This window comes from Micromonospora sp. CNZ280, assembly GCF_011759515.1.
On record NZ_JAAOYP010000002.1, the window covers coordinates 881,390 to 904,574 of the forward strand.

The window sequence follows — 23,185 nt, forward strand, 5'->3', positions numbered from 1 at the left end:
GGATCGGCGTGGCGGGCGGCGATCTGAACGGCGTGGAGGCCGACACCGGTTGGTCGGCCTCCGGCCGCGGTAGCGGTCAGCGCAGCTCGGCCGCCTGGCGGATCACCCGGCCGAGGTCCCGGACCTCGGCGTCCTCGGTGGCGTCGGCGGCCCGGTCGGCGATCGTCGCCAGGTCATCCAGGCGCGCCTCCTCGACGCCCCGCAGGGCCACGGCGAAGTACGCGGCCGCGTAGCAGGTGCGCAGTCGCGGGGAGGCCTCGGCGAAGTCCTCGTCCAGGTCAGCCACGGTCACGGACCGGGACGTCTCGGCCGGCTCGCGGTCCCTCGGATCACTCCAGTGCACCTGCGCCCGACCGACCTTGGCGGCTGGGGACACTCCGTCGGCCAGCCGGACGACGTAGAGCGCGGTGACGCTGTGCCCGGGGCCGACCTCGCCCCCGTCGACCCGGTCGTCGCGGAAGTCGTCGTCGGCGATCGCCCGGTTGTCGTAGCCGATCAGACGGTAGGAGCTCACCGTCGACTGCTCGAAGGTGACCTGCACCTTGGCGTCGAGCGCCCGGACGCTCAGCGTGGCGGGCAGCTGGTCCACGAACACCTTCCGGGCCTGCTCCCGTTCGCTGACGTATACCGCGAAGCCGTCGCCCCGGTCGGCCAGCTGCTCCATCAGCTGGTCACCGTACTGGCTGCCGACGCCGACGCCGAGCAGCGCGATCTGCTTGGCCGCCTCCTCGCGTACCCGGCGCAGGATCGGCTCCGACGTGGTGTTGCCGGTGTTGGCCAGCCCGTCGGAGAGCAGGATCACCCGGTTCGTCCGGCCGGCGCGGAAACCGTCGCGGGCCACCTGGTAGCCGAGTACCAGGCCGGCCTCCAGGTTGGTGCTGTCCTGGCTGCGCAGGGAGTCGATCGCGGTGTGCAGCCGTCGGGCGTCGGAGACGGGCGTCATCTCACGGACCACCCGCGCCTTCGTGCTGAACTCGACGATGGCGATCGAGTCGGTGGGGCGTAGCTGGTCCACCAGGGTGCGCAGCGAGTCCTGCACCAGGTCGAGCCGGCCTCGTTCCCCCATCGAACCGGAGACGTCGATGACGAAGGTGAGAGCGGCGTCCGGGCGGCTGTCCCGGTCCTCCGAGCGGGTCTGCAGGCCGACCCGCAGCAGCCGTTCACCAGCCGCGGCCTGGTGGGTCCCGGGCAGACGGGCGCCGTCGACGTGCACGGCGAAGCCGTCGCCGGCAGGCTCGGGGTAGTCCTGCCGGAACGAGTTCACGAACTCCTCCGGCCGCACCTGCGACCGTTCCGGGAGGCGGCCCTGCCCGATGAGCCGGCGGGCGTAGCCGTACGAGGCGGTGTCGATGTCGACACCGAAGGTGGACGCCGCGTCCTCCTCCGTCCTGGTCTCCTCCCCGCCGGACCAGGGCGTGCTGCCGTACGAGCGGATCGGCTCGCGGACCGCGTCGGCGCCTTCATCGGAGCCGCCGTAGGAGCAGGCGGTGATCGTCGTCATGGCGGCGACCACCAAGGGCAGCATCACCGATCGTTTCAGATGAGGCATCGGAAACCTCCCGGCTGGATTGCGAGGTGGCGATCCCGGCAGGTCGCATCGGGATCCGTCACGGTCATTGACGCAGTCCCGCCGGGCACCCGATCCCGCCGTGGCCGAGCCGATACACAAGCGTGAACCTCGTGACCGAGCCGTCGGTCAACCGTGACCTGAGCGGTCACCTGCGCCGGTCGCCCTGTGTTGCGGCGGCCCCACCGATGCGTCAGGCCGGCGCGCGTCGGCAGACGGACCTGCGTGGTACGCGTGCAGCTGGATGCGGTGCTGGTGTCACCCCGGCAGAAGCTCGACGGCATCCCGCAACCCGACACGACCAGGGCGTTCGACTGTTGCCCAGACGCCGAGCGTCATGTCGTTGTGCTCCGCGACGGTCTTCAGGAGGTGTCCGTGCTCGGGGAGGCCCTCCTGGGCAAGGTCGATCATGACGCACCGGGTCAGCCGTCGGCGTGGTCGCAACACGACCTCCGATCCGACGCGGATGGCTCGGCCGAGCCATCCGTCTTCGACGAAGTCACTCCCGGGTACGTCGATGAGGAGGTATGCCCGGAACCGCGCCGGGTCGACCGGCTCCCCGAGAAGATCATGAAGTCGGCGCAGCGCTGCTGTGCTGAGCAGGCTCACCGGTCATGGTGCTTGACCTCCGCCTCGCGCTCGATGGTGACGCGACGGGCGAGCACATCGCTGACCGCCTCGTGTACGGCCGGGTCATCGGCGCCGAAGCGGCGCCCGTCGGGCAACTCGACGACCGGCACCGGGTCACCACAGTGCCCGCGGAGCATGAACAATCCCGGCATCCGGCGAAAGCGGCGGGTGTTCTTCCCGCTGCCCAGCTTCCCGTCCGCGTCCCGCACCGCCCACAGCCGGTCACCAACCAATCCGCGCTGCTCGACCTCCACAGTCGTCAACCGCTCACCGAGTAGCGACTTGATCGGATACCTGCGGATCTCGGTCACCTGCATCCGCCCTACCCTAGATCACCGCGACAGGCATGATCATCTAGCCGGACAGTTCACGGACGTTCCCGGACCGACTTCTTCGGCACGCCATGGTGTGGTTTCTCGGGCGATGACAGCGGATCTCCTCGTAGGCGGTCCAGCCTGACCGAACGCGGGGACGAGGGTGGCGCGCGCCCTACTGCCAGCGAATGAGGTAGACGCCTTGGCAGTTGGTGGCCAAGTGCCCGTCCGCGGGGTGCAGGGTCGCGGAGTGGTAGGAGCCGGGATGGTTGGAGTCGGGTCTCTGGACAGCCATGTCGAGCAGGTAGCGGGCGGCGGCGCCGCGACGCCCGCCGTCGGTGGCGTACCGGCCGGTCGACGAGCCGACCGTGACGGTCGGCACGCCGCGGGTGCGGCCCGGCCGCTGCGCCGTACGGTGCACACTGTCACCGCGTCCCTCGACCCGGTCGCGGTGGCCGAGGACATGGCGCGGTATCCCACCCCCGGAGGGCCGTGGCCGCCGATTGTCGCCGGGGACCTGGACGCCGGGCTCGTGCCGCGGTGGTCGCCGCACCCGCATCGCAGCGGACCCGCACCGCCGGTGGGTTGGGTACCATCGCGTAAATGTCGATCACGGCCCGTACGGTGCGGCTGCTCATGCCGGTGGCCGCGCTGCTGTTCCTGGGCCTGGCACTGCTGATCCGCGTCGTCGACGACGGTGCGCTACGGCAGTACTCGGGCACCGCGCTGTACGCGTCGATGGTCTGGGCCGGGGTGCTGTTCCTGTGGCCGCGGATGGCGCCGGTACCGGCCGGGATGATCGCCACCGGGTTCTGCTGGCTGGTGGAGTGCGCGCAACTGACCGGGGTGCCGGCCGAACTGGCCGCGCGGAGCCTGGCGGCGCGGCTGGCGCTGGGCGTGCAGTTCGACCCCGTGGACCTGGCCTGGTACCCGGCCGGCGTGGTGCCCCTGATGGTGGTGCACCACCTGATGCGCGCCAGGGCTCGCCCCACCTCATGCTCGGCTCCGGCGCGTGCGCCATCGGTTTGACGATCAGTCCTCCGGACCGTTGGGGCCGAACGCCTCCTGAAGCATCTCCGCGCACTCGATGTCGGTCGCGCCCCGCCATTCGCCGGTCGTCGGGTCCTGTACCAGCCACGGCTGGTACAGCGTGCCCGCCACCCACTTGGCGAACCAATCGACGACTGTCATGTGCTGCGGAAACCTACACGACACTCCGTCCGGTGCGGGGTTTGGATCGCAGCCCCAGACCTGGCCCGTGGCAAGGTCGAGCTCGCTGGTGATACCGCAACCCCAGTCGCAGAGGATGAGGACGCCGCGCTTGAGCCCGACCAGCGCGTCGAGTTCGCCCATCCGATGCCCGCCCCGCAGGCCGAGGAGACCGTAGCCAGGACCGAACCCGCCGTTGCCGACCTCCAGGTAGAGCCGACGCATCAGCGACGGCAGTGACCGACCGGCCAGTTCCTCGGCCTCCGCGACCGCAGCAGGCGACGCCGGTCGAAGGGCCGCTGACCGGCTGTCGGGCAGCCCGTCGAGGTACCCGCCGGTGGTGATCCGTCGGATCACCGCATAAAACACCTCGTCCTCCGTCGGCATGCCCGCAGGGTAGCCCCACGGGTGGTGCGGTGTATCAGTCGCTCCACAGCACGATCCTGCTCGAGCGAACTGTCATGTCGGTCCCGGCGCGTAGCGTCCAGCAGTGTTCCCGACAGAGGAGAAGCGAAAATGATCGACAGTAACGACAGGCCGGATTTCGCGCCCGCGGGCCGCACGTTGGAGACGTTGCTGCAAGGAGTGACCGACGATCAGCTCGCCAGTCCCACCCCGTGCGAGAGGTGGACGGTCGGCGATCTGCTCGATCACCTCATGGGGCTGACGGTCGCGTTCAGGATAGCCGCTGAAAAGGGATCCGACGCGGCGCCGGCTGGCCCGGGCAATCCCTCGGTTGCCAACCTCGATCCACAGTGGCGAAGCCGACTGCCGGTGCAGCTCGATGAGTTGGTTGGCGCATGGCGCGTGCCGGCCGCCTGGACGGGCGAGACCGCGGCCGGCGGGGTGGTTCTGCCGGCCGAGATCATGGGCATCGTCGCGTTGAACGAGCTGGTCGTCCACGGGTGGGACCTCGCCAGCGCGACCGGACAGCCCTACGACGTCGACAACCAGACCGTCGAGACGGTCTACCGCCTGGTGTCCCAACAGGCGGGCAGTGACGGAACCCCCGGCCTGTTCGGGCCGTCGATCACCCTGCCCGCCAGCGCCTCCCTGCTCGACCGCGTCCTCGGGCTCACCGGCCGCGACCCCGGATGGAAGTCCTAGCTCCCGACGCGCAGATCCGGCGAGGATGGCAGACGGTAAGGGACTGGGTACATGTCCACTGGCGCCAGCGGCGCGGGGTGAAGAGTTCGGGTTCAGGGGCGCGGATGGCGGATCGGCTCGGCATCGTCCGGCCAGTTGGGCCCGGAAGCCTCTTCCTGTCAGGAGTCGTCAGCCCGACTGTGCGCCGTACTCGTTGATCGCCGCTACCAGTTCACTGAACATGGCCTCATAGGCCTCGCTGAGACGTTCCACCAGCTCGTGCGGCAGAAGGTCGGTTATCCAGACCAAAGTCGCCGCACCGTCGCCGTCCGTCAGCACACGCATCTCGGCCTGGTGGTGCTCTGCCCCGGGGAACCTGGGTATCGTGTAGACGGCCCGCATCACTGCGGGGTCGACGGTCACGTTGCGCTCCCAGATCTCGGTGCCGTCGGTCAGCGTGACCACGCGGTAGTCGTCCTCCTGGCGCTCGCCCTTACAGGCTGAGAAGACGTGCACCTCCGAGCGTGTGTAGCGATCCAAGAAATCCCACGCCACGTCCGCCGTCACCTTGAGCTTCGCCTCACGATAGATGGTTCCCATCCGCCCCACCTGGTTACTCGGTCCAGCGATCGGCTTCGCTGCCAACCCTTGCACACAAGGCCGGTGCGGCCAAGCCGTGGCCGAACTTGGCCAGGCCGTCCCGGTCTCAGGTGGGCTTCACGGTCCGTTGAGTTGTCCGCCCGTCCGGCGGCCAACACGTTGCAGGCGGCGTTGACGTCCCGATCGTGGGCCGCTCCGCAGGGGCAGCTCCATGACCCGGCGTTGAGCGCCATCTTCTCGTTGATCCGCCGGCGTCGACCGGGAGACAGGGTCAGGGCGCGACGGAGAGCCGGCGCAGACGAATCTGCCAGACGTCCGGTCCGTTCTGCAGCCATTCGGCGGTTACCTGGCCGGCGTAGCGGGTGTCGATCTCCGCCAGCAGCGGCCGGGGCGCGTGCGGGGCGACCAGAACCATCGCACGGTCGGCGGGCAGCGCGTCGATGGCGGCCAAAACCCGGGCGTGGCGTTGCCCATGTGGCAGGTCACGCACGTCAAGCCGGGGGTCGATGGTCAGCAGCGAGGCGTTGCCGTCCGCGCCGGCGGCGTCCCCGCCGCAGCCGCACCCGCCGCCGCAGCAGCCGCCTGGGGACGAGCCGGTTCCGGTGCCGATGACGTCGTGCATGCCGTCGAGCAGCCCGGCCAGGGACACCGTGTCGGCGGCGACCAGCAGCGGCACGACCAGGTCGTTCTCCTTGGCCAGGTGGGTGGCGAAGACCGCTTGCAGCGCGCGGGCGGTGGCCGCAGCCACCGTCGCGGAGGTGGTCTCCTCCAGTTCGGCGAGCAGCGCCCCGATGGCCCGGTGCTCGCCGAGCATCCCCTGCACCAGAAGCCTGCCAGCCGGCAACTCGCTGGCGGCCGGGTACAGGGTCGCCTCCTCAGCGTACGCGTGCGGCAGTAGCTCAGCGCGCAGCCAGGTCACGAACGCGTCGCGGCGCGCCACCCACGCCTGCCGGTCGACGCCGGCGTCGACCGCGTCGATCAGTTGCGCGACGTGCCCGGTCAGCGTTGTGGCGAGTTCGCTGTGGTGGTGGACGACCGCGCGAGCGGCCCGTTCGTCGGCGGCGAGACCCGGCTGTGACATGAGACCCTCCCAGGGTTTGTACGTCAATTGACGTTGTAACGTTATTCAACGTGGAAACTCCGCGGAAAGGCCCCAGCGGGGAGACGATCGACACTTCCCGGTACCGGGCGTTGGGCTCGGCCAGCCGAGCGGCGATCCTGCGCCTGGTACGGGCCGCAGCGAGCGGCGTCACCGCCGCCGAGGTGGCCGCGCGTACCGGGCAACACCTGTCCACGACCCGGGCCCACCTGGACCGGCTCACCGAGGCCGGACTGCTGGTCAAGGCGCGCGCCAGCGGCGGGTTGCCGGGCCGTCCCGCCTGGCGGTACCGAGCGTCGGCGGCCGATCCCGCCCCGGCCCCGTACCGAGCGCTGGCCGCAGCCCTGCTTGCGCACCTGTCCCGCACCCGCGGCGATGTCCGGGCCGCGGCCGCCCAGGTCGGCCAGGGGTGGGGCCGGCAGTTGGCCGCCGCCGGTCCACGCCACGACGATCCGGTCGACGCGGTCGTGACGGTGTTGGACGGGTTGGGGTTCAGCCCACAACGGCAGCCGACCGAGGACCGCGACGCCGGGGCGGAGGTGCATCTGCTGACCTGCCCGTTCCTGGAGCTGGTAGGGCAGAATCCGGACGCGATGTGCGGGCTGCACCTCGGCGTCGTCCGGGGAATCCTGCAACACGACGGCGTGCCCGACGAGTCGGTGAAGTTGGAGCCCTTCGGCGCGCCCGACGCGTGCGTCGTACGCCTGTGGGCAGCGATGCCACCCGCGACCGGGCAGCAGCCGTGAGCCGCCCGACCGGAGTTCCGGTCGGCTGGCGGCTGCCCGTCCTGGCCGCGGCCGCCGGTACGCTGCTCGCCGGCCTGTACGGGGGCCTGCTGCTGCTCGGCACTCCGGTGCTCACGCCGCCGGTGGCGGTGGAGCAGGTGCACGGACCGCTGATGGTCCTCGGCTTCGTCGGCACGCTGATCGCGCTGGAACGTGCGGTCGCGCTCGGCGCCCGTTGGGCGCTGCTCGCCCCGGCCTGTTCCGGGCTGGGCGGGCTCGTGCTGGTGACCACCGGAGCGAGTTTGGCCGCAAAGGCGCTGCTCATGGTGGCGTCGGTGGTGCTGCTCGCGATCTACCGGGCACTGTGGCGACGTCAGCCCGGCGCCGCGTTGCTCGCCCAGGCCGCCGGCGCGTTCGGGTGGTACGCGGCCACACTGCTGTGGCTGGCCGGTTACCCGATCCCCGAGATCGTGCCGTGGCTGGCGGTCTTCGTCGTGGCGACGATCGCTGGCGAGCGCCTCGAGCTGGCGCACGTCGCGCTGCGCCACCCGTACGCGGAGCGGTGGTTCCTCGCGGCGCTGGCCGCTCTGCTGATCGGCGCCACGGCGACCACGCTGTGGCCGGCCACCGGCAGCTACCTGCTCGGCGCCGGCCTGCTCGCCGTCACAGCGTGGCTCGCGGTCTACGACGTCGCCCGGCACACCGTTCGGGCGCGGGCGCTGCCCCGTTACATCGCCGCGGGCCTGCTGGCCGGGTACGGGTGGCTGGCGCTGGCCGGCGTGCTGTGGACCGGCGCCGGCCCGGCCTCGGACGGTCCTCGGTACGACGCCACGATGCACGCCCTCTTCCTCGGCTTCGTCATGTCCATGATCTTCGTGCACGCGCCGGTGATCCTGCCGGCGGTGCTGCGCCGGCCGCTGCCCTACCACCGGCTGCTCTACGCGCCCCTCGTCGTGCTTCACAGCTCGCTGCTGGCCCGGGTCGGCCTCGGCGACGCCGGCGGGATGGAGCAGGTATGGCGCTGGGCCGGCGTGGTCAACGTGGCTGCGGTCCTCGGCTTCGCCGGCTGCGCCGTCGCCCTGTCGGTGCGACGTCGGACGCCACTCCGAAATGTACGGGCACCCTCTTCCGGCCGGCAGGTCGTCCCGGCGGGCCGGCCATGACCGCCACGGCGGACCGGGATGCGACACCGGTGAACGGCGGACCGACCGGGCGGGCACGCTGGCACCGGCGCGTCGGCCTGCTGCCCCTGGCGTACCTGGTCCTGCTCGTTGCCGTCGCGCTGACCCACCCGTTCCTGCCGTCCTGGCGATGGCTCGCCATCCACCTGCTGCTGCTCGGCGCCGCCAGCAACGCGATCGTCATCTGGAGCGCCCACTTCACCACCGCGGTGCTGCGCTGCCCGGCGCCGACCACCCGACGCCGCGAGGGCATCCGGCTGACCGTGCTCAACCTCGGCGTCGTCGGCGTACTGGCCGCGGGCGTCACCGAGCGACCGTGGCCCGGTGTGATCGGCGCCGCCGCGATCTTTGCCGCGGTCGCGTCCCACCTGGCCTGGTTGGCGGCGCGGCTGCGCGCCGCGCTACCCGCCCGTTTCGCCGTCACCGTGCACTACTACCTGGCGGCGACGGGCGCGCTGCTGATCGGCATCCCGGTCGGTGCCTGGATGCTCGTCGCCGATGTGGAGACCCGACCGCGACTGGTGCTGTTCCACGCCCACGTCAACCTGCTCGGCTGGGTGACGCTCACCGTGCTGGGCACCCTGCTCACCCTGTGGCCCACCGTCCTGCGCACCCGCATGGCCGACGGCGCCGGCACCACCGCCCGCCAGGCACTACCGCTCGCGGTGACCGGGCTCGCGGCGCTCGGCATCGGGGTATTGGCCTGGTGGCCGCCGCTGGCCACCGGTGGGCTGGCGCTGATCGCCGTGGCCGTGCTGCTCACCGCCCTACCGGCCGGGCGGGCCGCGCGGCAGAAGGCGCCCGCCTCGTTCCCGAGCTGGTCCATCGCGGCCGCCGGCGGCTGGCTGCTCATCGCGCTCGGTGTCGACGCCTGGACCCTGGTGTCCGCACCCACCGCGGTCGCGGCGGCCGACCGCTTCAGCGTCGTTCTCGTGCCGCTCCTCGTCGGCTTCGTCGGCCAGGTTCTGCTCGGTGCGCTGACATACCTGCTGCCGATGGCCCTCGGCGGTGGCCCGGTCCTGGTCCGGCAGCGCACCGAACGACTGGACCGCAACTGGCCGCAACGCGTCGCGATGGCCAACGCCGCCCTGGCCGCCTTCATCCTGCCGACACCCCCGTACGTGCGGATCACCACCTCGCTGCTCGTCCTCGCCGCCCTGGTGCAGTTCCTCGTTCCCGCCGGGCACGTCCTGCTCGCTTCCCGGAGACAACAGTGATGTCACCCGCCGCCCCACCCCCGGCCGCGCCGGCGCGCCCGCTCGGCGGCGTCGCGGTCGGCCTCGCCCTGGTCCTGCTCGCCGTGCTGACCGGCGTGGCCGCCCAACGCGGCACCGCACCGACCACCGCCGTCACCGCCGCCGCGGCCGGCGTGACGCCCACCGGGCACACCACCACCGTCGCCGTCACCGCCGAGGGGATGCGTTTCGACCCCGACCGGATCACGGTCCCCGCCGGGGACCGGTTGGTCATCGAACTGACCAACCGCGACCACCGCCGCCACGACCTCGTCCTGGCGACCGGAACCAAGACCCCCACCCTTGCCCGCGGCGGCACCGTCCGCCTGGACGCCGGCATCATCGGCGGCACCGTCGAGGGCTGGTGCTCGCTGCCCGGGCACCGCCAGGCCGGCATGACCCTGACCATCACCACCACACCGGCCGGTACCGACAGCCACGCCCAGCACGCCCCGACCACGACGGATCCGACGGCCACGCCACACATCGACGCGATGGCCGTGCCGCCGGCCGGTTTCGCCGCCCGTGACGCCGCCGCCCCGCCCACCCCGACCGCCCGGGTGCACCGCATCGAGTTGCGCGTGCAGGAGGTCGTCCGGGAGGTAGCCCCCGGAGTGCGACAGCGACTCTGGACGTTCAACGGCACGGCACCCGGGCCGGTGCTGCGCGGACGCGTCGGCGACACCTTCGAGATCACCCTGACCAACGACGGCACCCTCGACCACGGCGTGGACTTCCACGCCGGCGCCCTCGCCCCCGACCGGCCCATGCGCCCCATCGACCCCGGCGAGCGACTGCTCTACCGGTTCACCGCCACGAAGGCCGGGATCTGGATGTACCACTGCTCGACCATGCCGATGCTGCACCACATCGGCAACGGCATGTACGGCGCCGTCATCATCGACCCGCCCGACCTCACCCCGGTCGACCACGAGTACGTGCTGGTGCAGTCCGAGTTGTACCTCGGCGCCGACGGCGAATCCGGCGACCTGGCCAAGATGCAGGCCGAACGGCCCGACGCGGTGGTGTTCAACGGCTACGTCTCCCAGTACGCCCACCGGCCGCTGACCGCGCGGGTCGGCGACCGCGTACGCATCTGGGTGCTCAACGCCGGACCCAACCGCGGCAGCGCCTTCCACATCGTCGGCGCCCAGTTCGACACCCGGTACGCCGAGGGACAGTGGCAGCTCCGCCCCGGCGACCCGGGCGGGGCCCAGGTACTGCAGCTGAGCCCGGCGGCTGGCGGGTTCGTCGAGGCCGTCCTCCCCGAAGCCGGGTCCTACCCGTTCGTCGACCACGTCATGGTCGACGCCGAACGCGGCGCCCGGGGCATGATCGACGTGGAGCCACGATGACCGCCGCCGCACGCACCGACCCGGCCCGCCGACGCCCACCGGCCCGGGAGCGTTGGCGCGTCAGGGAGCGCGCCGTGCTGCGTGAGCTGCCACGGCAACGTCGGTGCGAAGCACGGGTTGGTGGCCGCTAAGGGTTCAGGGGATTGCCGGGCGAGTAGTCGCCGAGGCTGGCGAGCAGCTTGCGCAGTAGTCCGGCGAGCTGTTCCTGGTCACGGCCGCTCAGCCCGTCGAGCAGCTTCGCCTCCAGGTCGACATGGGCGACGACGACTTCGTCGATCAGCTCCCGGCTGCGCTCGGTCAGGGTGATCAGCACGCTGCGCCGGTTGGCGGGATCGACCTCGCGGGTCACCAAACCCCTGGCAACGAGGCGATCGATCCGGTTGGTGATCGCTCCGGAGGTGACCATCGCCGACTCGACCAACTGCCCTGCGGTGAGCTGATACGGAGGCCCGGACCGGCGCAGCGTGCCCAGCACGTCGAATTCCCATAGTTGCAGGCCATGCGCGGCGAAGTTGACGCGAAGCTCACGCTCGAGGAGCCGGGAGGCGCGCTGGATCCGGGCCACCACGCCCATCGGCGTGGGGTCGATGTCGGGTCGCTCGGTCCGCCACTGATTCAGCCGCCAGTCGACGTTGTCCTCCACCGGCCTGCCGCCTCCTGGATCTCTCAACGTGAAAATGTTTGACGCTAGCCTATCAGATGGCTACTCTCGCCAACGTTGAACATTTCAACGTTAAGGAGATTGGATGACGCGGGCCCCGAGCCGGCGGGACGCGGGCAGCGCGTCCCGGCCCGGCAGCACTCTGGGACTGACCGCCCTGACCGCGACCGCACCGATCAGCTGGGGCACCACCTACCTGGTCACCACCGAGTTCCTCCCACCCGGCCATCCGTTGGTGTCCACCGTGATCCGCGCCCTGCCGGCGGGGCTGATCCTGCTCGCCATCACCCGTAGCCTGCCGCGCGGCCAGTGGCTGTGGCGCTCGCTGCTGCTCGGCACCCTCAACATCGGCGCGTTCAACGCACTGCTCTTCGTCGCCGCCTATCGACTACCGGGCGGCGTCGCGGCGACCCTCGTCGCCGTCCAGCCGTTGTTCGTCGCATGCCTGGCATACCTGCTGCTCAGTGAGGAGCCCACGCGCTGGCGGGTCGGCTGGGGTCTGGTTGGCGTGGTGGGGGTCGGGTTGATCGTCCTGCGCGGCGAACTCTCCTTCGACCTGGTGGGCGTTCTGGCCGGCATTGCCGCGGCCGGTGTGATGGCCGGCGGGATCGTCCTGACCAAGCGTTGGGGACGCCCGGCGGGCGCTGGCGCGGCGACCATCGCCGGCTGGCAGCTCACCCTCGGCGGGCTCGTGCTCGTTCCGCTCGCGCTCGGCCTCGAGGGAATTCCGCCCGCACTGGACCACCGTGCGATCGGCGGCTACGCCTGGTTGTCACTCGTGGGCGCACTGCTGTCGTACGTCGCCTGGTTCCACGGCATCGGCAAGCTGCCCGTGGTTGCCATGTCGTTCCTCGCCCTGCTGTCCCCCGCGGTCGCCACGATCCTGGGCTGGCTGTTCCTCAACGAGTCGCTGACGCCCTGGCAGGGTGTCGGCTTCGCGCTCGCCCTGACCACCATCGCCGCCGCACAACTGACCCCGGACGCCGTCCGCAACCTGGTCCGCATCCCCGCTACCACCAAGGGAGCATGAGCGTGTCACGCACCGTACTGATCACCGGAGCCACCGGAACCGTGTCCACCGCACTGCTGAGCGCGCTGAAGGGCAACGACGTGAACCTTCGCGCTCTCGTCCGCGATGAGTTCAAGGCCGACGGCCCACGCGAGCAGGGCGCCGACGTCGTCGTCGGTGACCTCGGTGACCCCCGGTCGCTGCCTCCCGCCTTCGCGGGCGTGCAGGACGTGTGGCTGCTCACCCCGAACGGGCCGCGCGCTCCGGAGCACAACATGAACGCCGTGTGGGCCGCGCGCCAGGCCGGTGTGGAGCGCATCGTGCGCTTGTCCGTCGTCGGCGCGGCACCCGAAGCGCCGAACCGCAGCGGCAGGCTGCACGCGCTCTCCGATCGGGAGACCGAACAGTGCGGCATGCGCTGGACCATCCTGCGTCCACACTGGTTCATGCAGAACCTGCTGAACGAGGCAGGCGACATCGCCGCCACCGGCACGTTCTCACTGAACATGGCCGCGGCGCGGATCGGGATGATCGACGTACGCGACATCGCCGAATGCGCTGCCCGCGTGCTCCTCGACGACCCGGACCGCCACCACGGCCGCACGTACACCCTCACCGGTCCGCGCTCGCTGACGTTCGACGACGTCGCCGACGAACTGAGTCTCGCACTCGACAGGTTCGTCACGTACCGACCGGTCAGTGACGACGCCCAGCGCAACACGCTGCTCGGCTACGGCGTCCCGACGTGGATCGTCGACATGCTCGAGGAGTACGCGCAGGCGTATGTCTCCGGCTGGGGAGACTTCACCACCGATTCGGTCGCGGACCTGCTCGGCCACCCCCCGCGCGGCATCGGAGATTTCATCCGCGACCACGCCGCGGCGTTCACCCCAGCCGACGACAACCGGAACCGGGATCGAGGCTAGTGCGGTGTCCACAACCGGGGCGTTCAGCGTCCGCTGCGCGTGTAGGCGCGGAGCGACAGCGGGACGAATATCACCAGCAGCGCGGCCGACCAGAGCAGGACGGCGGTCACCGGATGCGCGAGTGGCCAGGCCACGTCGTCGGACGGGGCACCCGGGTTGCCGAACAGTTCCCGGGCGGCGGCGGTGAGCGCGCTCACCGGGTTCCAGTCGGCCAGGAAGCGCAGCCAGCCCGGCATGCCGTCGGTTGGGACGAACGCGTTCGACAGCATCGTGAACGGCACGCCCAGCGGCACCATCGCGTCGGCGACCTGGTCGTTCTTCACCGCCAGGCCCACATAGACACCCACCCAGCTCAGCGCGTACCGCAACACGATCATCAGCAGGAACGCCTGAGCCGTGGCGATCAGGCCGCGGTGCGGCTGCCAGCCCACCAGCAGGCCCGCGCCCACCATGATGGCCAGCATCAGCAGGCCGGTCAGCAGGTCGGCGCCGGTCTGCCCGAACGGCACCGCCAAGCGCGCCATCGGCATGGAGCGGAACCGGTCCATCACACCGCGGGAGGCATCGGTGGCCATCCGCGTCATGACCCCCAACCACGCGGAAAAGGTCACCATCGCGAACAGGCCGGGCATGAGGTACTCGCGGTAGTCACCGCCGGCCGGCACCTGGATCGCGCTGCCGAAGACGTACCCGAACAGCACCACCATGATGACCGGGAAGACCAGCGCGGCGACAATCTGCCCGGGCTCTTGCCGCAGCCGTCCCAGCTCGCGGCCGACCAGGGTCAGCCCGTCGGTGAGCGTCCAGCGCAGGCGGCCCAGTGGTGAGGCGAGGGCGGTCATCGGACGGCCTCCTTACGGTCGGTGAGGCGCAGGAACACCTCGTCGAGGGTGGGGCGGCGCAGCCGCACGTCGGCCGCGCCGACCCCGGCGAGGTCGAGTTCGCGTACGACGTCGGCGAGCCGGAGGCCGGTGGCGGGCAGGGCGACGCTGAGCCGGTCGGCGCCGGTCGGCGTGGTTTCGGCGCCGGCCAGGATGTTCAGGACGGTCGTCGCCGTGGGCATCGCGGCGGGGTCCTCGATGGTGACGTCGAGGCGGTCCCCGATCGTGGCCTTCAGCTCGTCGGGCGTGCCGGTGGCGATCACCTGTCCCTGGTCGACGACGGCGATGTCGTCGGCCAGCTGGTCGGCTTCGTCCAGGTACTGCGTGGTGAGCAGCACCGTGGTGCCGTCGGCCACCAGGTCGCGGACGCTGTCCCAGATCTCGCCGCGGCTGCGCGGGTCCAGGCCGGTGGTGGGCTCGTCCAGGAAGAGCACCCTGGGGCGCAGGATGAGGCTGGTGATCAGGTCGAGGCGGCGCCGCATGCCGCCGGAGTAGCCGGCGATCGGGCGGTCGGCGGCGTCCATCAGGCCGAAGCGGTCGAGCAGCTCGTCGGCCCGCCGGTGCGCCTCGCGGCGGGGCAGGTGGTAGAGGTGCCCGAACATGCGCAGGTTGCTCCGGCCGGTGAGCTTCTCGTCCACGGCGGCGTACTGGCCCGCGAGCCCGATGCGCTCGCGCACCTTGCCGGCCTCGCGGACGACGTCGTATCCGGCGACGCGGGCGTGCCCGGCGTCGGGATCGGACAGGGTCGCCAGGATGCGCACCGCTGTCGTCTTCCCGGCGCCGTTCGGTCCGAGCACGCCGCAGACCGTCCCTTCCGGGACGCTCAGGTCCAGGCCTCGTAGCGCATGGGTGCCGCGGAAGGACTTGTGCAGCCCTTCGGCGAAGACGACCGGGTCCGCCATGATCACCCCTACTGGGTACATTGTACGCGGTTATCGCGGCCAGGCTAAGTTACTGAGTACCGTGTACGCAAGTAGGGGGTGCGAGGGTGGCCGACGCCGAGTACGTGAACATCTGGATGCGGCCCGAGCGCCCGACGTACGGGCCGAAGCCCGCCTACAGCCGGGCGCAGATCACCGAGGCGGCGATCCGGATCGCCGACGCCGAGGGGCTGGAGGCCGCCACCATGCGGCGGATCGCCGCCGAGATCGGCACCGGCGCGATGTCCCTCTACCGGTACGTCCCGAGCCGGGACAACCTGGTAGAGCTCATGGCCGACCGGGTGATGGGCGAGATCGACGTCACGGGCATGCCCTCGGGCGACTGGCGCGCCGACCTGACCCGCTACGCCGACGGGCTGCGGGCCATGTGGCTGCGGCACCCGTGGATCGCCACCGTGCAGCGGTCACTGCCCAGCTTCGGCCCCAACCAGCTGCTCCTGATCGAACGGCTGATGGGGGTACTCGACGCCTTCATCCCCATCGACGAGAACCTCGGCCTCATCGCCATGCTGAACGGCTACGTCGAGGGCACTGTCCGCGAGGAGATCAGCTCGGCCGAGGAATTCCGCCGCAGCGGGCTCAGCGAGTCGGAGTGGATGGCGCGGAGCTACCCGTACGTCGACCAGCTGGTGAAGAGCGGCAAGTACCCGATGTTCACCAAGATCGTGATGGAGGCGCGCCAGCCGCACCTGAGCCGCGACGACCAGTTCCGGAACGGGCTCCAGCGCGTTCTCGACTGCATCGCCGGGGCCCTCCCATCAGACGGCCGAGCCTCCGAAGGTTCCAGGGATTGACCGCTCCGCTCGGCGAGGCGGAGGTCGGCGGCCAGCACCCGGCGCGGCGGTTTGCCGATAGCCACGGCGCCGGCCGCCGTCCGCCAGGGGTAGAGGCCGCACCTGGTGGACCGCGAAGCTCGGCGAGGCGGGAGGCCATGGCTTGACTTGAAGTGCGCTTCAACTCCCATGCTGACTCCCGTCGCACGACGAGGAGGCAACCATGGCGGTCTTCACCGAGCGCGAGCTGGCCTATCTACGGGAGCAGCGCCTGGGACGGCTGGCAACCGTCCGCGCGGACGGGACAGTGCAGAACAACCCCGTCGGGTTCGGGTACAACGAGCGGCTGCACACCATCGACATCGGCGGTCACAACATGGCAGCGAGCCAGAAGTTCCGCAACGTCGCCGCCGGTTCCAAGGTGGCGTTCGTGGTCGACGACGTAGCCTCGGTCGACCCGTGGACGGTCCGCTGCCTGGAGATCCGGGGCGATGCCGAGGCGTTGACCGACCCCGCCGACTCCGCCGGCCATGTCGGCGGCCCGATCATCCGGATCCACCCACGCCGCATCATCAGCTTCGGCATCGACGCCGACGCTCCGGGTGGAAGCACGCGGGACGTGCGGCGTAACCGCTGACGCCGAAGGCCGCTGGCCGGGCTGCGAGGTCAAGGGCCAGGTGGACGCGGTGTGTGTCAGCCACCCTCATCCGGGTCACCGCGCCGGCTGGCGGGCTGACGCGGTACCCGGGTGGTCGGCGGCCCGACGGCGGCGGTGAAGCGGGCCGCGAGCGTGCCCATCGCGTCCCGCAGCTCCGGCCCGCCCTCGACCCGGAAGTCGATCGGCACGGTGGCCAGCCACTCCTGCGCGTACATGGCCGGGTTGCGGGTGCTGCCGAGGAGCACGCAGCCGTCGCCGTACGGTTCGAGTCGACCCATTGGCGGCCGGATCCAGGGGGCCACCGCGGCCGGGGGCGCGTCGAACACGACCCGGGTGGTGAACTGCCATCCGCGGCCGAGGTTCTCCTCCAGGGTGGCCACCGCGTCCAGGCCGTCGGGCGGTTCGAACCCCTCGTCGGTCGGCCGGACGCCGCGCACCCGGTCGATGCGGTACGTGCGGATCGCGTCGGCCCGGTGCGAGTGGCACAACAGGTACCAGCGCCCGAAGCGCACCACGACGGCCCAGGGATCCACCTCCCCCTCCCACTCGGTGCCGGACTCGCCCTGATAGGTGAGCACCACCCGGCGCCGGGCCGCCGAGGCGGCGACGAGGGCGCTGGTGGTGGCCGGATCGGGGCGGGACGCGCGCCGGTCGGGTGCTGCCGACGCGTGTTGCCGCAGGGCGGCCGCCTGCCGGCGGAGCCCGTCCGGCAGCGCCTGGATGACCTTGCTGAGCGCCGAGCCGACGAGGTCGTCGCCGTCGACCGCCGCCGGCTGGCCGTCGAGTACGGCCATCACCAGTCCCAGCGCCTCGGCCTCGGTGAAGACGACCGGCGGCAGTCGGACGCCCCGCCCGAGCCGGTACCCGCCGTACGGACCTCGGGACGACTCGACGGGGATGCCGGCCTCGCGCAGGATGTCCACGTACCGGCGCGCCGCCCGCTCGCTGACGCCCAGCCGAGCGCCGAGCTCGTCGGCCGTCGTACCGGGCCGGCTCTGCAGGATCTCCAGGGCGCGCAACGCGCGTGCGGTGGGGCTGACGTCGTTCCGCACATCAGGAGGTTAGTGGGATCCGCCCGAAACCGGAAGTCGATCGTCCGGAATAGGTCCTAGCCTCACCGCCTAGTCGACCGTTGGAGGAAACGATCATGGACATCCTGCTCATCGCCGGCCTGTGGCTGGACGGGTCCGCCTGGGACGAGGTGGCGCCGCAGCTCGAACGGTTGGGCCACCGTCCCGTGCCGCTCACCCTCCCCGGTCAGGGCGACGGTTCCGCGGCGGCGACGCTGGACGATCAGGTGGCCGCCGTGCTCGCCGCGGTCGACGCCGCGTCCGGCCCGCCCGTCGTGGTCGGGCACTCGGCCGCCGCCACGCTGGCCTGGCTGGCAGCCGACGCGCGCCCCGAGCGGGTGGCCCGGGTCGTGCTCATCGGCGGCTTCCCGTCCGTCGACGGGAAGCCGTACGCCGCCTTCTTCGACGTGCGGGACAGGGTCATGCCGTTCCCGGGCTGGGAGCCGTTCGAGGGGCCAGACTCGGCCGATCTCGACGAGGAGGACCGGCGGCGCATCGCCTCGGCGGCCATCCCGGTGCCGGCGGGCGTCGCGCAGGGCGTCGTGCGCCTCCGCGACGAGCGACGGTACGAGGTGCCGGTCACGCTGGTGTGCCCCGAGTTCACCCCGGCCCAGGCCCGCGAGTGGATCGACGCCGGCGAGTTGCCCGAGCTGGCCAAGGCCAAGCACCTCGAACTCCTCGACATCGACTCGGGCCACTGGCCGATGTTCACGCGGCCGGCCGAGCTGGCCCAGCTCCTCGCCGCGGCGGCCGAGGCCTGACATGTCGTACACGGTCCGGGCCCTCGACGCCTCGACGTGGCCGGCGTTCGTGGAGCTGGTCGAGCGCAACAACAGCGTGTACGGCGGATGCTGGTGCATCGGCTACCACCTGGACCGGGCGCAGAAGGGGATGGATCGCCGGGCGGCCAAGGAGAAGCTGGTACGGACCGGCCGCGCCCACGCCGCCCTCGTGCTCGACGGGGACGGCTTCGCGCAGGGCTGGTGCCAGTACGGCAGCCCGGAGGAACTGCCCGGCATCAAGCACCGGCGCGCGTACGACCAGGACGCCCCGCCGTGGCCGGACTGGCGGATGACCTGCATCTTCGTGGATCGGCAGCATCGGGGTCAGGGCGTGGCCCGGGCCGCTGTGTCCGGCGCGCTGCACCTGATCGCCCGGTCCGGCGGCGGCCTCGTCGAGGCCATCTCGGAGGTCACCGTCGGCCGGGTCGCGCAGGGGCGGTTCCTGTTCAGCGCGACGGTCGAACTGTTCGAGGAGTTCGGCTTCGCCCGCGGCCGGCAGGTCGGCAAGCACGCCTGGATCGTGAGCCGGGTGGTCGACCCGCAGTGACGGTCGGTGCCGGTCCGTGGGCCGCCGCCCACCACGAAGGAGATCCCGGTCAAGGTGGAGAACGCAAAGAAGAGCTGACCGAGCGCGGGGCCGGCCCCGGGTCGGCCCCGACATCGGCTCCGCGTACCTCTTCGCGCAGCTTGCCGCTCTGCGGAGCGACGCGGGCCCGCTCAGCAGGCTGTCATCGGCTCACTGCGTCGTTGAACCGTCCACATCGGGCAGCGCGCCGCGCACGATGGCGCGGGCGAGCGGCTCGACGAGCTGCCTGTTGACGCGGTCGACCGGCGTGGTGACCAGAACGAACAGCGCGCCGCCGTAGAGAGTGACCAGCGTCGGAATGGCCTCGGCGGGGATGGGCAGGCCGAGGGCGCCGTGGTGGTCGGCCGTCAGACCGATCGAGCTGTCCTGCAGACCGGCGAGAGCCGAGGCGAGGGCCGGCCGGCGCACCGCCTCCAGCTGGAGCTCGTAGATCGCTCGATACCGGGTCCGAAGCGTGATGGCTGCGGTGAGCAGCGCGTCGGTCAGCAGGGCCGCCAGTCGGTCGGCGATGCTCGCGCGGGTCGGCGGGGCCGTCGTGTCGGTGTGGTGGTGTCGGGCGGCCCGGTCCATGTCGGCGTGGTGCAGCTCGACGATGCGGCGCGCGGTGGCGACCAGGAGCGCCTCGCGGCTGGGGAAGTAGTTCGAGGCCGTTCCCGGGGGCAGCGCGGCGGCCTTCTCGACGGCCCGGTGGGTCACGCCGTGAACTCCGGACGCGGCGAGCAGCTCGATGGCGGCATCGGTGAGCGCTTGGCGACGGGCGGGGTTGGTCGGCGGCACCCCACCATGATAGGACTACGATCGTAGTAGGACGACCGTAGTGAAGGTGAACTCATGCGAGCCGTGGTGGTGGGCGGTGGCCTGTGCGGGGTGTCCGCGGCGGTCGGGCTGCATCGACAGGGACACGAGGTGGTGCTGTACGAGCGCGGCGCCGAGCTCCGCGAGACGGGCACCGGGGTGGTGCTCATGCCCAACGGAGTCCGGGCGCTGGATGCGCTCGGCCTGGGTGACTACGTGCGCGGCCAGGCGATGCGTGCCACCACCGGCGGGTTGCGCGACTGGCGCGGACGGCCGCTGTTGGTGACGGACGCGGTCCACGCCAGACGAACGGTCGGTACTGCGCACGTGGTGAGCCGAGCGGAGCTGCACCGGGCGCTGCGTGCGCCACTGCCCGCCCACCTGGCGCACACCGCCGCGCCGGTACAACGGCTGGAGCCCGATCCGGCCGGCGTGGTCGTCGTCAGCCACGGCCAGCCGGTGACCACGGCGGATGCGGTGATCGTGGCCGATGGCATCGGCAGCAGCCTGCGCCGTCAGCTGTTTCCCGCCCATCCCGGGGTACGGCAGATCGGCCGGCTGGACCTGCGCGGCATGCTGCCCACGCCTGCGGGGCTCGACGTCACCGCACTGCTGGCCAGCATCATGGTCGACCGCCGGACCGGCGCCATGTTCGGGCTGTTCCCGGTCGGTGAGCGCGATCTGTACTGGTTCACCGACACCGCGCTGCCCGAAGCGCGGCCCTCCGCGCACGACGCGCGTCAACAGGTCCTGGCTCTGATGGCCGACTGGCACCCGGCGGTTCCGGCGCTGATCAAGGCGACGCCGCTCGCCGCTGTCCACGTCGACGCCATCGCACGCCTCGCCACTCCGCTGCCGTCGTTCGCGGTCGGTCGTATCGCGCTGCTCGGCGACGCCGCTCACGCCATGACCCCCGATCTCGGACAGGGCGCGAGCCAGGCATTCGAAGACGCGGCCGCGCTCAGCCGGCACCTCAGCGGGGCCGACCCGGCCGATGTTCCCGAACGACTGCTCCGCTACGACGCCGAACGCCGGCCCCGTACCAGTCGACTGATGGCCGCGGCATCCCGGCAATCACGGATGACCTCGCAGACCGGCGCCGTCGCGTGGCTGCGCGACACCCTGCTGCGCGCGACACCGCCCCGGCTCGCCACCAGACTGCTCGCCGCCACCTGGCACGCACAATAGGCGGCCCGCAACGATAGGCGGATCCCGCTGAAAACCTGATGCTGCTGATGCCATTGCGTGGCGTGGTTGGGTCTGTCGACGCCGCGATCAGGTCCGGCTCAAGGGGCGAGTCGCCTGCACGAACGTGACCCGGCCGAACCTGTGGTCGGCGTGCGCGACCTCCCGGGCGTCGCCGAGGCCGGCGTCGGCCAGGAGCGTGACGATGCCGTCGCCGTGGTTGCGGGCCACGACCGGGCTGGCCGCCACCCGGCGACGCATGAGGCGGGTCAGGTGCCGGAGGGCATGGACAGGGCTGTGGCCATGGCGGTGTGTTGGGTGCCCGGCGTCCTCGACGTTGGACGCTGGGCCGCCGAAGTCGACGACCGTGACCCTTCCTCCCGGCCGAAGGGCCCGCAGCGCGTCACGCGCGAACGCGATCCGAGCGTCGTCATCGACGTGGTGCAGGGCCAACGACGAGACAACATGGTCGAGCGAGGCGTCCTCAGCGGGGATCCGGTCGGCGTAACCCTGAACGAGGGTCAGAGCGGCGCTGCGGCGGCGCGCCTTGCGCGCTGCCGTGCGCAGGGCGTCTCCGTCCGGGTCGAGGCCGGTCACCCGCGCGCTCGGCTGGGCCGCGAGCACCGCGAACGAGAGGTTGCCCGTGCCGCAGCCGACGTCGACCACCGTCTGGCCGGGCTCGATGTCGGCGAGCTCGACCACACGTTCGTGCAGTGCGCGGACGCCGGCCAACCGGGTGAAGGCGTCGTAGAACGGAAGAAGCCAGGCCCTTCCCGCGCCCGGCAGGAAGGGGCGGTCCCGATCCTCCGGAGTTCGCTGGTCGAGGATGCGTACGTGGGTCGAAGCTGCCATGAGTGCCTCCTGTGCATGCGGGGACGGGTCTGCCTCGGCGGCCCCCTGACCAACCGGTGTCGCCACCTCCAAGTCTTGGATATTCTGCGGTCGCCGAGCAGGATTTATCGTGGTAACCATGGGACATTCTTCGGTCAATGACGTGCCGGGGGTCCCGTCGGGGCTGCGCACGGTACGGTCCGACGGGACGCCGGTCTACCGCTACCGGCAACGCCCCGGCCTGCCTCCGGTCTCGGTGAGCCGTTTCGACACCGAAGCCGCCCACTCCAGGCTCCCGCCGGACCACCGGCACGCCCACGACTTCCTCGTCCTGGTCTATGTCGAGGAGGGCATGGGCTCAGTCACCGTCGACGGCGCCGAACGGCCGCTGCGCGCTGGCGAGGTCCACGCTCTATCGCCCGGACAGGTCATCGGCGTCACGGCCGCGGCTGAACTCGCCCGCGGCCGCGCGTGGTCGGTCGCGTTCACACCGGACGCCGTCCCTGCCCTGACCTCGGTCTCCCCACTGGGCTGGGCACACCATCCCCTCCTCGCCCTGTTCGCCTTCAGCGCGGGCCACGGTCGGATCGCGGAGCCCGACCGGGCCAACTGGTCGGCGTGGCTGGCGGACCTGGCCGACGAACTCGCCGACCCAGGCCGTCTCGGCGCCGGCGAGGCCGTCGCCGCACTGCTCACCCGGCTTCTGGTCGCGGCCGCGCGACTGGCACCCTGCGATCCCGCCGCGCCGGACCCACTGGTCGAGCGGGTCTTCGCCGAGATCGAGGCGACGTTCCGCGAACCGGTCTCCGCCACCGATGTCGCCCGCAGGCTCGGCTACACCCCGGGGCACCTCACGACCGTGCTCCGTCGGCGCACAGGCCGCCCCCTGCTGGAATGGATCACCGAACGGCGCATGACCGAGGTCCGGCGAATGCTGCGCGAGACCGACCTGCCGCTCGACGCCGTGGCAGCCCGAACCGGCCTACGCGACGCCACCTATCTCGTCCGCCGCTTCCGCGACCGCTACGGCATCACCCCACAGCGATGGCGCCGCGCCCAGCGCGCATGGTCATGACACCGGCCCAT

Annotated in this window: 27 protein-coding genes; 14 read left to right on the plus strand and 13 right to left on the minus strand. The window is 71.5% G+C overall.

The genetic code is table 11. The features are described 5' to 3' along the window. Nucleotides 1–76: 76 nt before the first annotated feature. From FHX32_RS19065 to FHX32_RS19075, 4 genes are all read right to left on the minus strand, one after another. Complete coding sequence (locus tag FHX32_RS19065) at nt 77–1,525, minus strand: YfbK domain-containing protein (protein ID WP_208418874.1); 1,449 nt, start codon at nt 1,523–1,525, stop codon at nt 77–79. A gap of 300 nt (nt 1,526–1,825) precedes the next feature. Beyond that, entirely contained in the window at nt 1,826–2,176 is a 351-nt protein-coding gene (locus FHX32_RS35210) for an MOSC domain-containing protein (RefSeq protein WP_486481186.1), read from the minus strand. Next, nucleotides 2,173–2,508: an MOSC N-terminal beta barrel domain-containing protein gene (locus tag FHX32_RS35215; RefSeq protein ID WP_486481187.1), complete on the minus strand. Its 336-nt coding sequence runs from the start codon at nt 2,506–2,508 to the stop codon at nt 2,173–2,175. The genes FHX32_RS35210 and FHX32_RS35215 overlap by 4 nt, the downstream gene beginning before the upstream one ends. Nucleotides 2,509–2,686: 178 nt before the next feature. Further along, the gene (locus tag FHX32_RS19075; RefSeq protein ID WP_167184737.1) at nt 2,687–2,932 is read right to left on the minus strand and encodes a hypothetical protein; all 246 of its coding nucleotides are present in this window, start codon (nt 2,930–2,932) and stop codon (nt 2,687–2,689) included. Nucleotides 2,933–3,114: 182 nt separating this feature from the next. On the opposite strand from FHX32_RS19075, the gene FHX32_RS19080 reads away from it, so the two are divergent. Further along, on the plus strand, nt 3,115–3,540 hold the full coding sequence (locus FHX32_RS19080; RefSeq protein ID WP_167184740.1) for a ribosomal maturation YjgA family protein: 426 nt from the start codon (nt 3,115–3,117) through the stop codon (nt 3,538–3,540). Between the two features lie 3 nt (nt 3,541–3,543). On the opposite strand, the gene FHX32_RS19085 is transcribed toward FHX32_RS19080, so the two are convergent. After that, nucleotides 3,544–4,107 carry a hypothetical protein gene (locus tag FHX32_RS19085; RefSeq protein WP_167184742.1) on the minus strand — a complete coding sequence of 188 codons (564 nt, stop codon included), beginning with the start codon at nt 4,105–4,107 and terminating at the stop codon, nt 3,544–3,546. Nucleotides 4,108–4,236: 129 nt separating this feature from the next. Between FHX32_RS19085 and FHX32_RS19090 the strand changes: the two genes are divergently transcribed. Continuing rightward, a complete protein-coding gene (locus tag FHX32_RS19090) occupies nt 4,237–4,827 on the plus strand; it encodes a TIGR03086 family metal-binding protein (RefSeq protein ID WP_167184745.1) in 591 nt (196 codons plus the stop codon). 168 nt (nt 4,828–4,995) lie between these two features. Here FHX32_RS19090 and FHX32_RS19095 read toward each other — a convergent pair whose 3' ends face one another. Both FHX32_RS19095 and FHX32_RS19100 read right to left on the minus strand, forming a co-directional pair. Beyond that, nucleotides 4,996–5,406: an SRPBCC family protein gene (locus FHX32_RS19095; protein ID WP_167184749.1), complete on the minus strand. Its 411-nt coding sequence runs from the start codon at nt 5,404–5,406 to the stop codon at nt 4,996–4,998. Between the two features lie 271 nt (nt 5,407–5,677). Continuing rightward, nucleotides 5,678–6,487, minus strand: coding sequence for a DUF2249 domain-containing protein (locus tag FHX32_RS19100; protein WP_167184752.1), 810 nt, complete (start codon nt 6,485–6,487; stop codon nt 5,678–5,680). Between the two features lie 50 nt (nt 6,488–6,537). Here FHX32_RS19100 and FHX32_RS19105 point away from each other — a divergent pair, with 50 nt between their 5' ends. From FHX32_RS19105 to FHX32_RS19120, 4 genes are read left to right on the plus strand one after another with little or no spacing between them, the layout of a single operon-like run. Beyond that, nucleotides 6,538–7,251 (plus strand): helix-turn-helix domain-containing protein, encoded by a 714-nt coding sequence (locus tag FHX32_RS19105; RefSeq protein ID WP_167184755.1) that lies wholly within the window; start codon nt 6,538–6,540, stop codon nt 7,249–7,251. Beyond that, the gene (locus tag FHX32_RS19110; protein WP_486481188.1) at nt 7,248–8,393 is read left to right on the plus strand and encodes a hypothetical protein; all 1,146 of its coding nucleotides are present in this window, start codon (nt 7,248–7,250) and stop codon (nt 8,391–8,393) included. The genes FHX32_RS19105 and FHX32_RS19110 overlap by 4 nt, the downstream gene beginning before the upstream one ends. A 29-nt stretch (nt 8,394–8,422) precedes the next feature. After that, nucleotides 8,423–9,628, plus strand: a complete 1,206-nt coding sequence (locus FHX32_RS19115) for a hypothetical protein (protein ID WP_486481189.1) — start codon at nt 8,423–8,425, stop codon at nt 9,626–9,628. After that, nucleotides 9,628–11,001, plus strand: a complete 1,374-nt coding sequence (locus tag FHX32_RS19120) for a multicopper oxidase domain-containing protein (RefSeq protein WP_167186205.1) — start codon at nt 9,628–9,630, stop codon at nt 10,999–11,001. The genes FHX32_RS19115 and FHX32_RS19120 overlap by 1 nt, the downstream gene beginning before the upstream one ends. Nucleotides 11,002–11,128: 127 nt before the next feature. Here the strand turns inward: FHX32_RS19120 and FHX32_RS19125 are convergent, their stop codons facing one another. Continuing rightward, complete coding sequence (locus FHX32_RS19125) at nt 11,129–11,644, minus strand: MarR family transcriptional regulator (protein WP_167184763.1); 516 nt, start codon at nt 11,642–11,644, stop codon at nt 11,129–11,131. A gap of 103 nt (nt 11,645–11,747) precedes the next feature. Between FHX32_RS19125 and FHX32_RS19130 the strand changes: the two genes are divergently transcribed. After that, nucleotides 11,748–12,692, plus strand: a complete 945-nt coding sequence (locus FHX32_RS19130) for an EamA family transporter (protein ID WP_167184765.1) — start codon at nt 11,748–11,750, stop codon at nt 12,690–12,692. A gap of 2 nt (nt 12,693–12,694) precedes the next feature. Next, nucleotides 12,695–13,597, plus strand: coding sequence for an SDR family oxidoreductase (locus tag FHX32_RS19135; protein ID WP_167184767.1), 903 nt, complete (start codon nt 12,695–12,697; stop codon nt 13,595–13,597). A gap of 23 nt (nt 13,598–13,620) precedes the next feature. Here the strand turns inward: FHX32_RS19135 and FHX32_RS19140 are convergent, their stop codons facing one another. Continuing rightward, the gene (locus FHX32_RS19140; RefSeq protein WP_167184770.1) at nt 13,621–14,439 is read right to left on the minus strand and encodes an ABC transporter permease; all 819 of its coding nucleotides are present in this window, start codon (nt 14,437–14,439) and stop codon (nt 13,621–13,623) included. After that, nucleotides 14,436–15,380 (minus strand): ATP-binding cassette domain-containing protein, encoded by a 945-nt coding sequence (locus FHX32_RS19145; RefSeq protein ID WP_167184773.1) that lies wholly within the window; start codon nt 15,378–15,380, stop codon nt 14,436–14,438. Before FHX32_RS19145 ends, FHX32_RS19140 begins: the two co-directional genes overlap by 4 nt. A gap of 86 nt (nt 15,381–15,466) precedes the next feature. On the opposite strand from FHX32_RS19145, the gene FHX32_RS19150 reads away from it, so the two are divergent. Together FHX32_RS19150 and FHX32_RS19155 are read left to right on the plus strand one after the other, a co-directional pair. Then, nucleotides 15,467–16,213: a TetR/AcrR family transcriptional regulator C-terminal domain-containing protein gene (locus FHX32_RS19150; protein WP_167184776.1), complete on the plus strand. Its 747-nt coding sequence runs from the start codon at nt 15,467–15,469 to the stop codon at nt 16,211–16,213. A 202-nt stretch (nt 16,214–16,415) separates the two neighbouring features. Further along, entirely contained in the window at nt 16,416–16,829 is a 414-nt protein-coding gene (locus FHX32_RS19155) for a PPOX class F420-dependent oxidoreductase (protein WP_167184779.1), read from the plus strand. 56 nt (nt 16,830–16,885) lie between these two features. Here the strand turns inward: FHX32_RS19155 and FHX32_RS19160 are convergent, their stop codons facing one another. Next, nucleotides 16,886–17,902: a WYL domain-containing transcriptional regulator gene (locus FHX32_RS19160; RefSeq protein WP_167184782.1), complete on the minus strand. Its 1,017-nt coding sequence runs from the start codon at nt 17,900–17,902 to the stop codon at nt 16,886–16,888. Nucleotides 17,903–17,997: 95 nt separating this feature from the next. Between FHX32_RS19160 and FHX32_RS19165 the strand changes: the two genes are divergently transcribed. Together FHX32_RS19165 and FHX32_RS19170 are read left to right on the plus strand one after the other, a co-directional pair. Further along, the gene (locus FHX32_RS19165) at nt 17,998–18,681 is read left to right on the plus strand and encodes an alpha/beta fold hydrolase (protein ID WP_167184785.1); all 684 of its coding nucleotides are present in this window, start codon (nt 17,998–18,000) and stop codon (nt 18,679–18,681) included. A 1-nt stretch (nt 18,682) separates the two neighbouring features. Continuing rightward, nucleotides 18,683–19,249 (plus strand): GNAT family N-acetyltransferase, encoded by a 567-nt coding sequence (locus FHX32_RS19170; RefSeq protein ID WP_167184788.1) that lies wholly within the window; start codon nt 18,683–18,685, stop codon nt 19,247–19,249. Between the two features lie 189 nt (nt 19,250–19,438). Here the strand turns inward: FHX32_RS19170 and FHX32_RS19175 are convergent, their stop codons facing one another. Continuing rightward, nucleotides 19,439–20,065 carry a TetR family transcriptional regulator gene (locus tag FHX32_RS19175; protein ID WP_167184791.1) on the minus strand — a complete coding sequence of 209 codons (627 nt, stop codon included), beginning with the start codon at nt 20,063–20,065 and terminating at the stop codon, nt 19,439–19,441. 54 nt (nt 20,066–20,119) lie between these two features. On the opposite strand from FHX32_RS19175, the gene FHX32_RS19180 reads away from it, so the two are divergent. Beyond that, on the plus strand, nt 20,120–21,271 hold the full coding sequence (locus FHX32_RS19180) for an FAD-dependent monooxygenase (RefSeq protein WP_167184794.1): 1,152 nt from the start codon (nt 20,120–20,122) through the stop codon (nt 21,269–21,271). Nucleotides 21,272–21,358: 87 nt separating this feature from the next. On the opposite strand, the gene FHX32_RS19185 is transcribed toward FHX32_RS19180, so the two are convergent. Next, nucleotides 21,359–22,186: a class I SAM-dependent methyltransferase gene (locus FHX32_RS19185; protein ID WP_486481239.1), complete on the minus strand. Its 828-nt coding sequence runs from the start codon at nt 22,184–22,186 to the stop codon at nt 21,359–21,361. 52 nt (nt 22,187–22,238) lie between these two features. On the opposite strand from FHX32_RS19185, the gene FHX32_RS19190 reads away from it, so the two are divergent. Next, nucleotides 22,239–23,174: an AraC family transcriptional regulator gene (locus FHX32_RS19190; protein ID WP_167186211.1), complete on the plus strand. Its 936-nt coding sequence runs from the start codon at nt 22,239–22,241 to the stop codon at nt 23,172–23,174. The last annotated feature ends 11 nt before the right edge of the window (nt 23,175–23,185 follow it).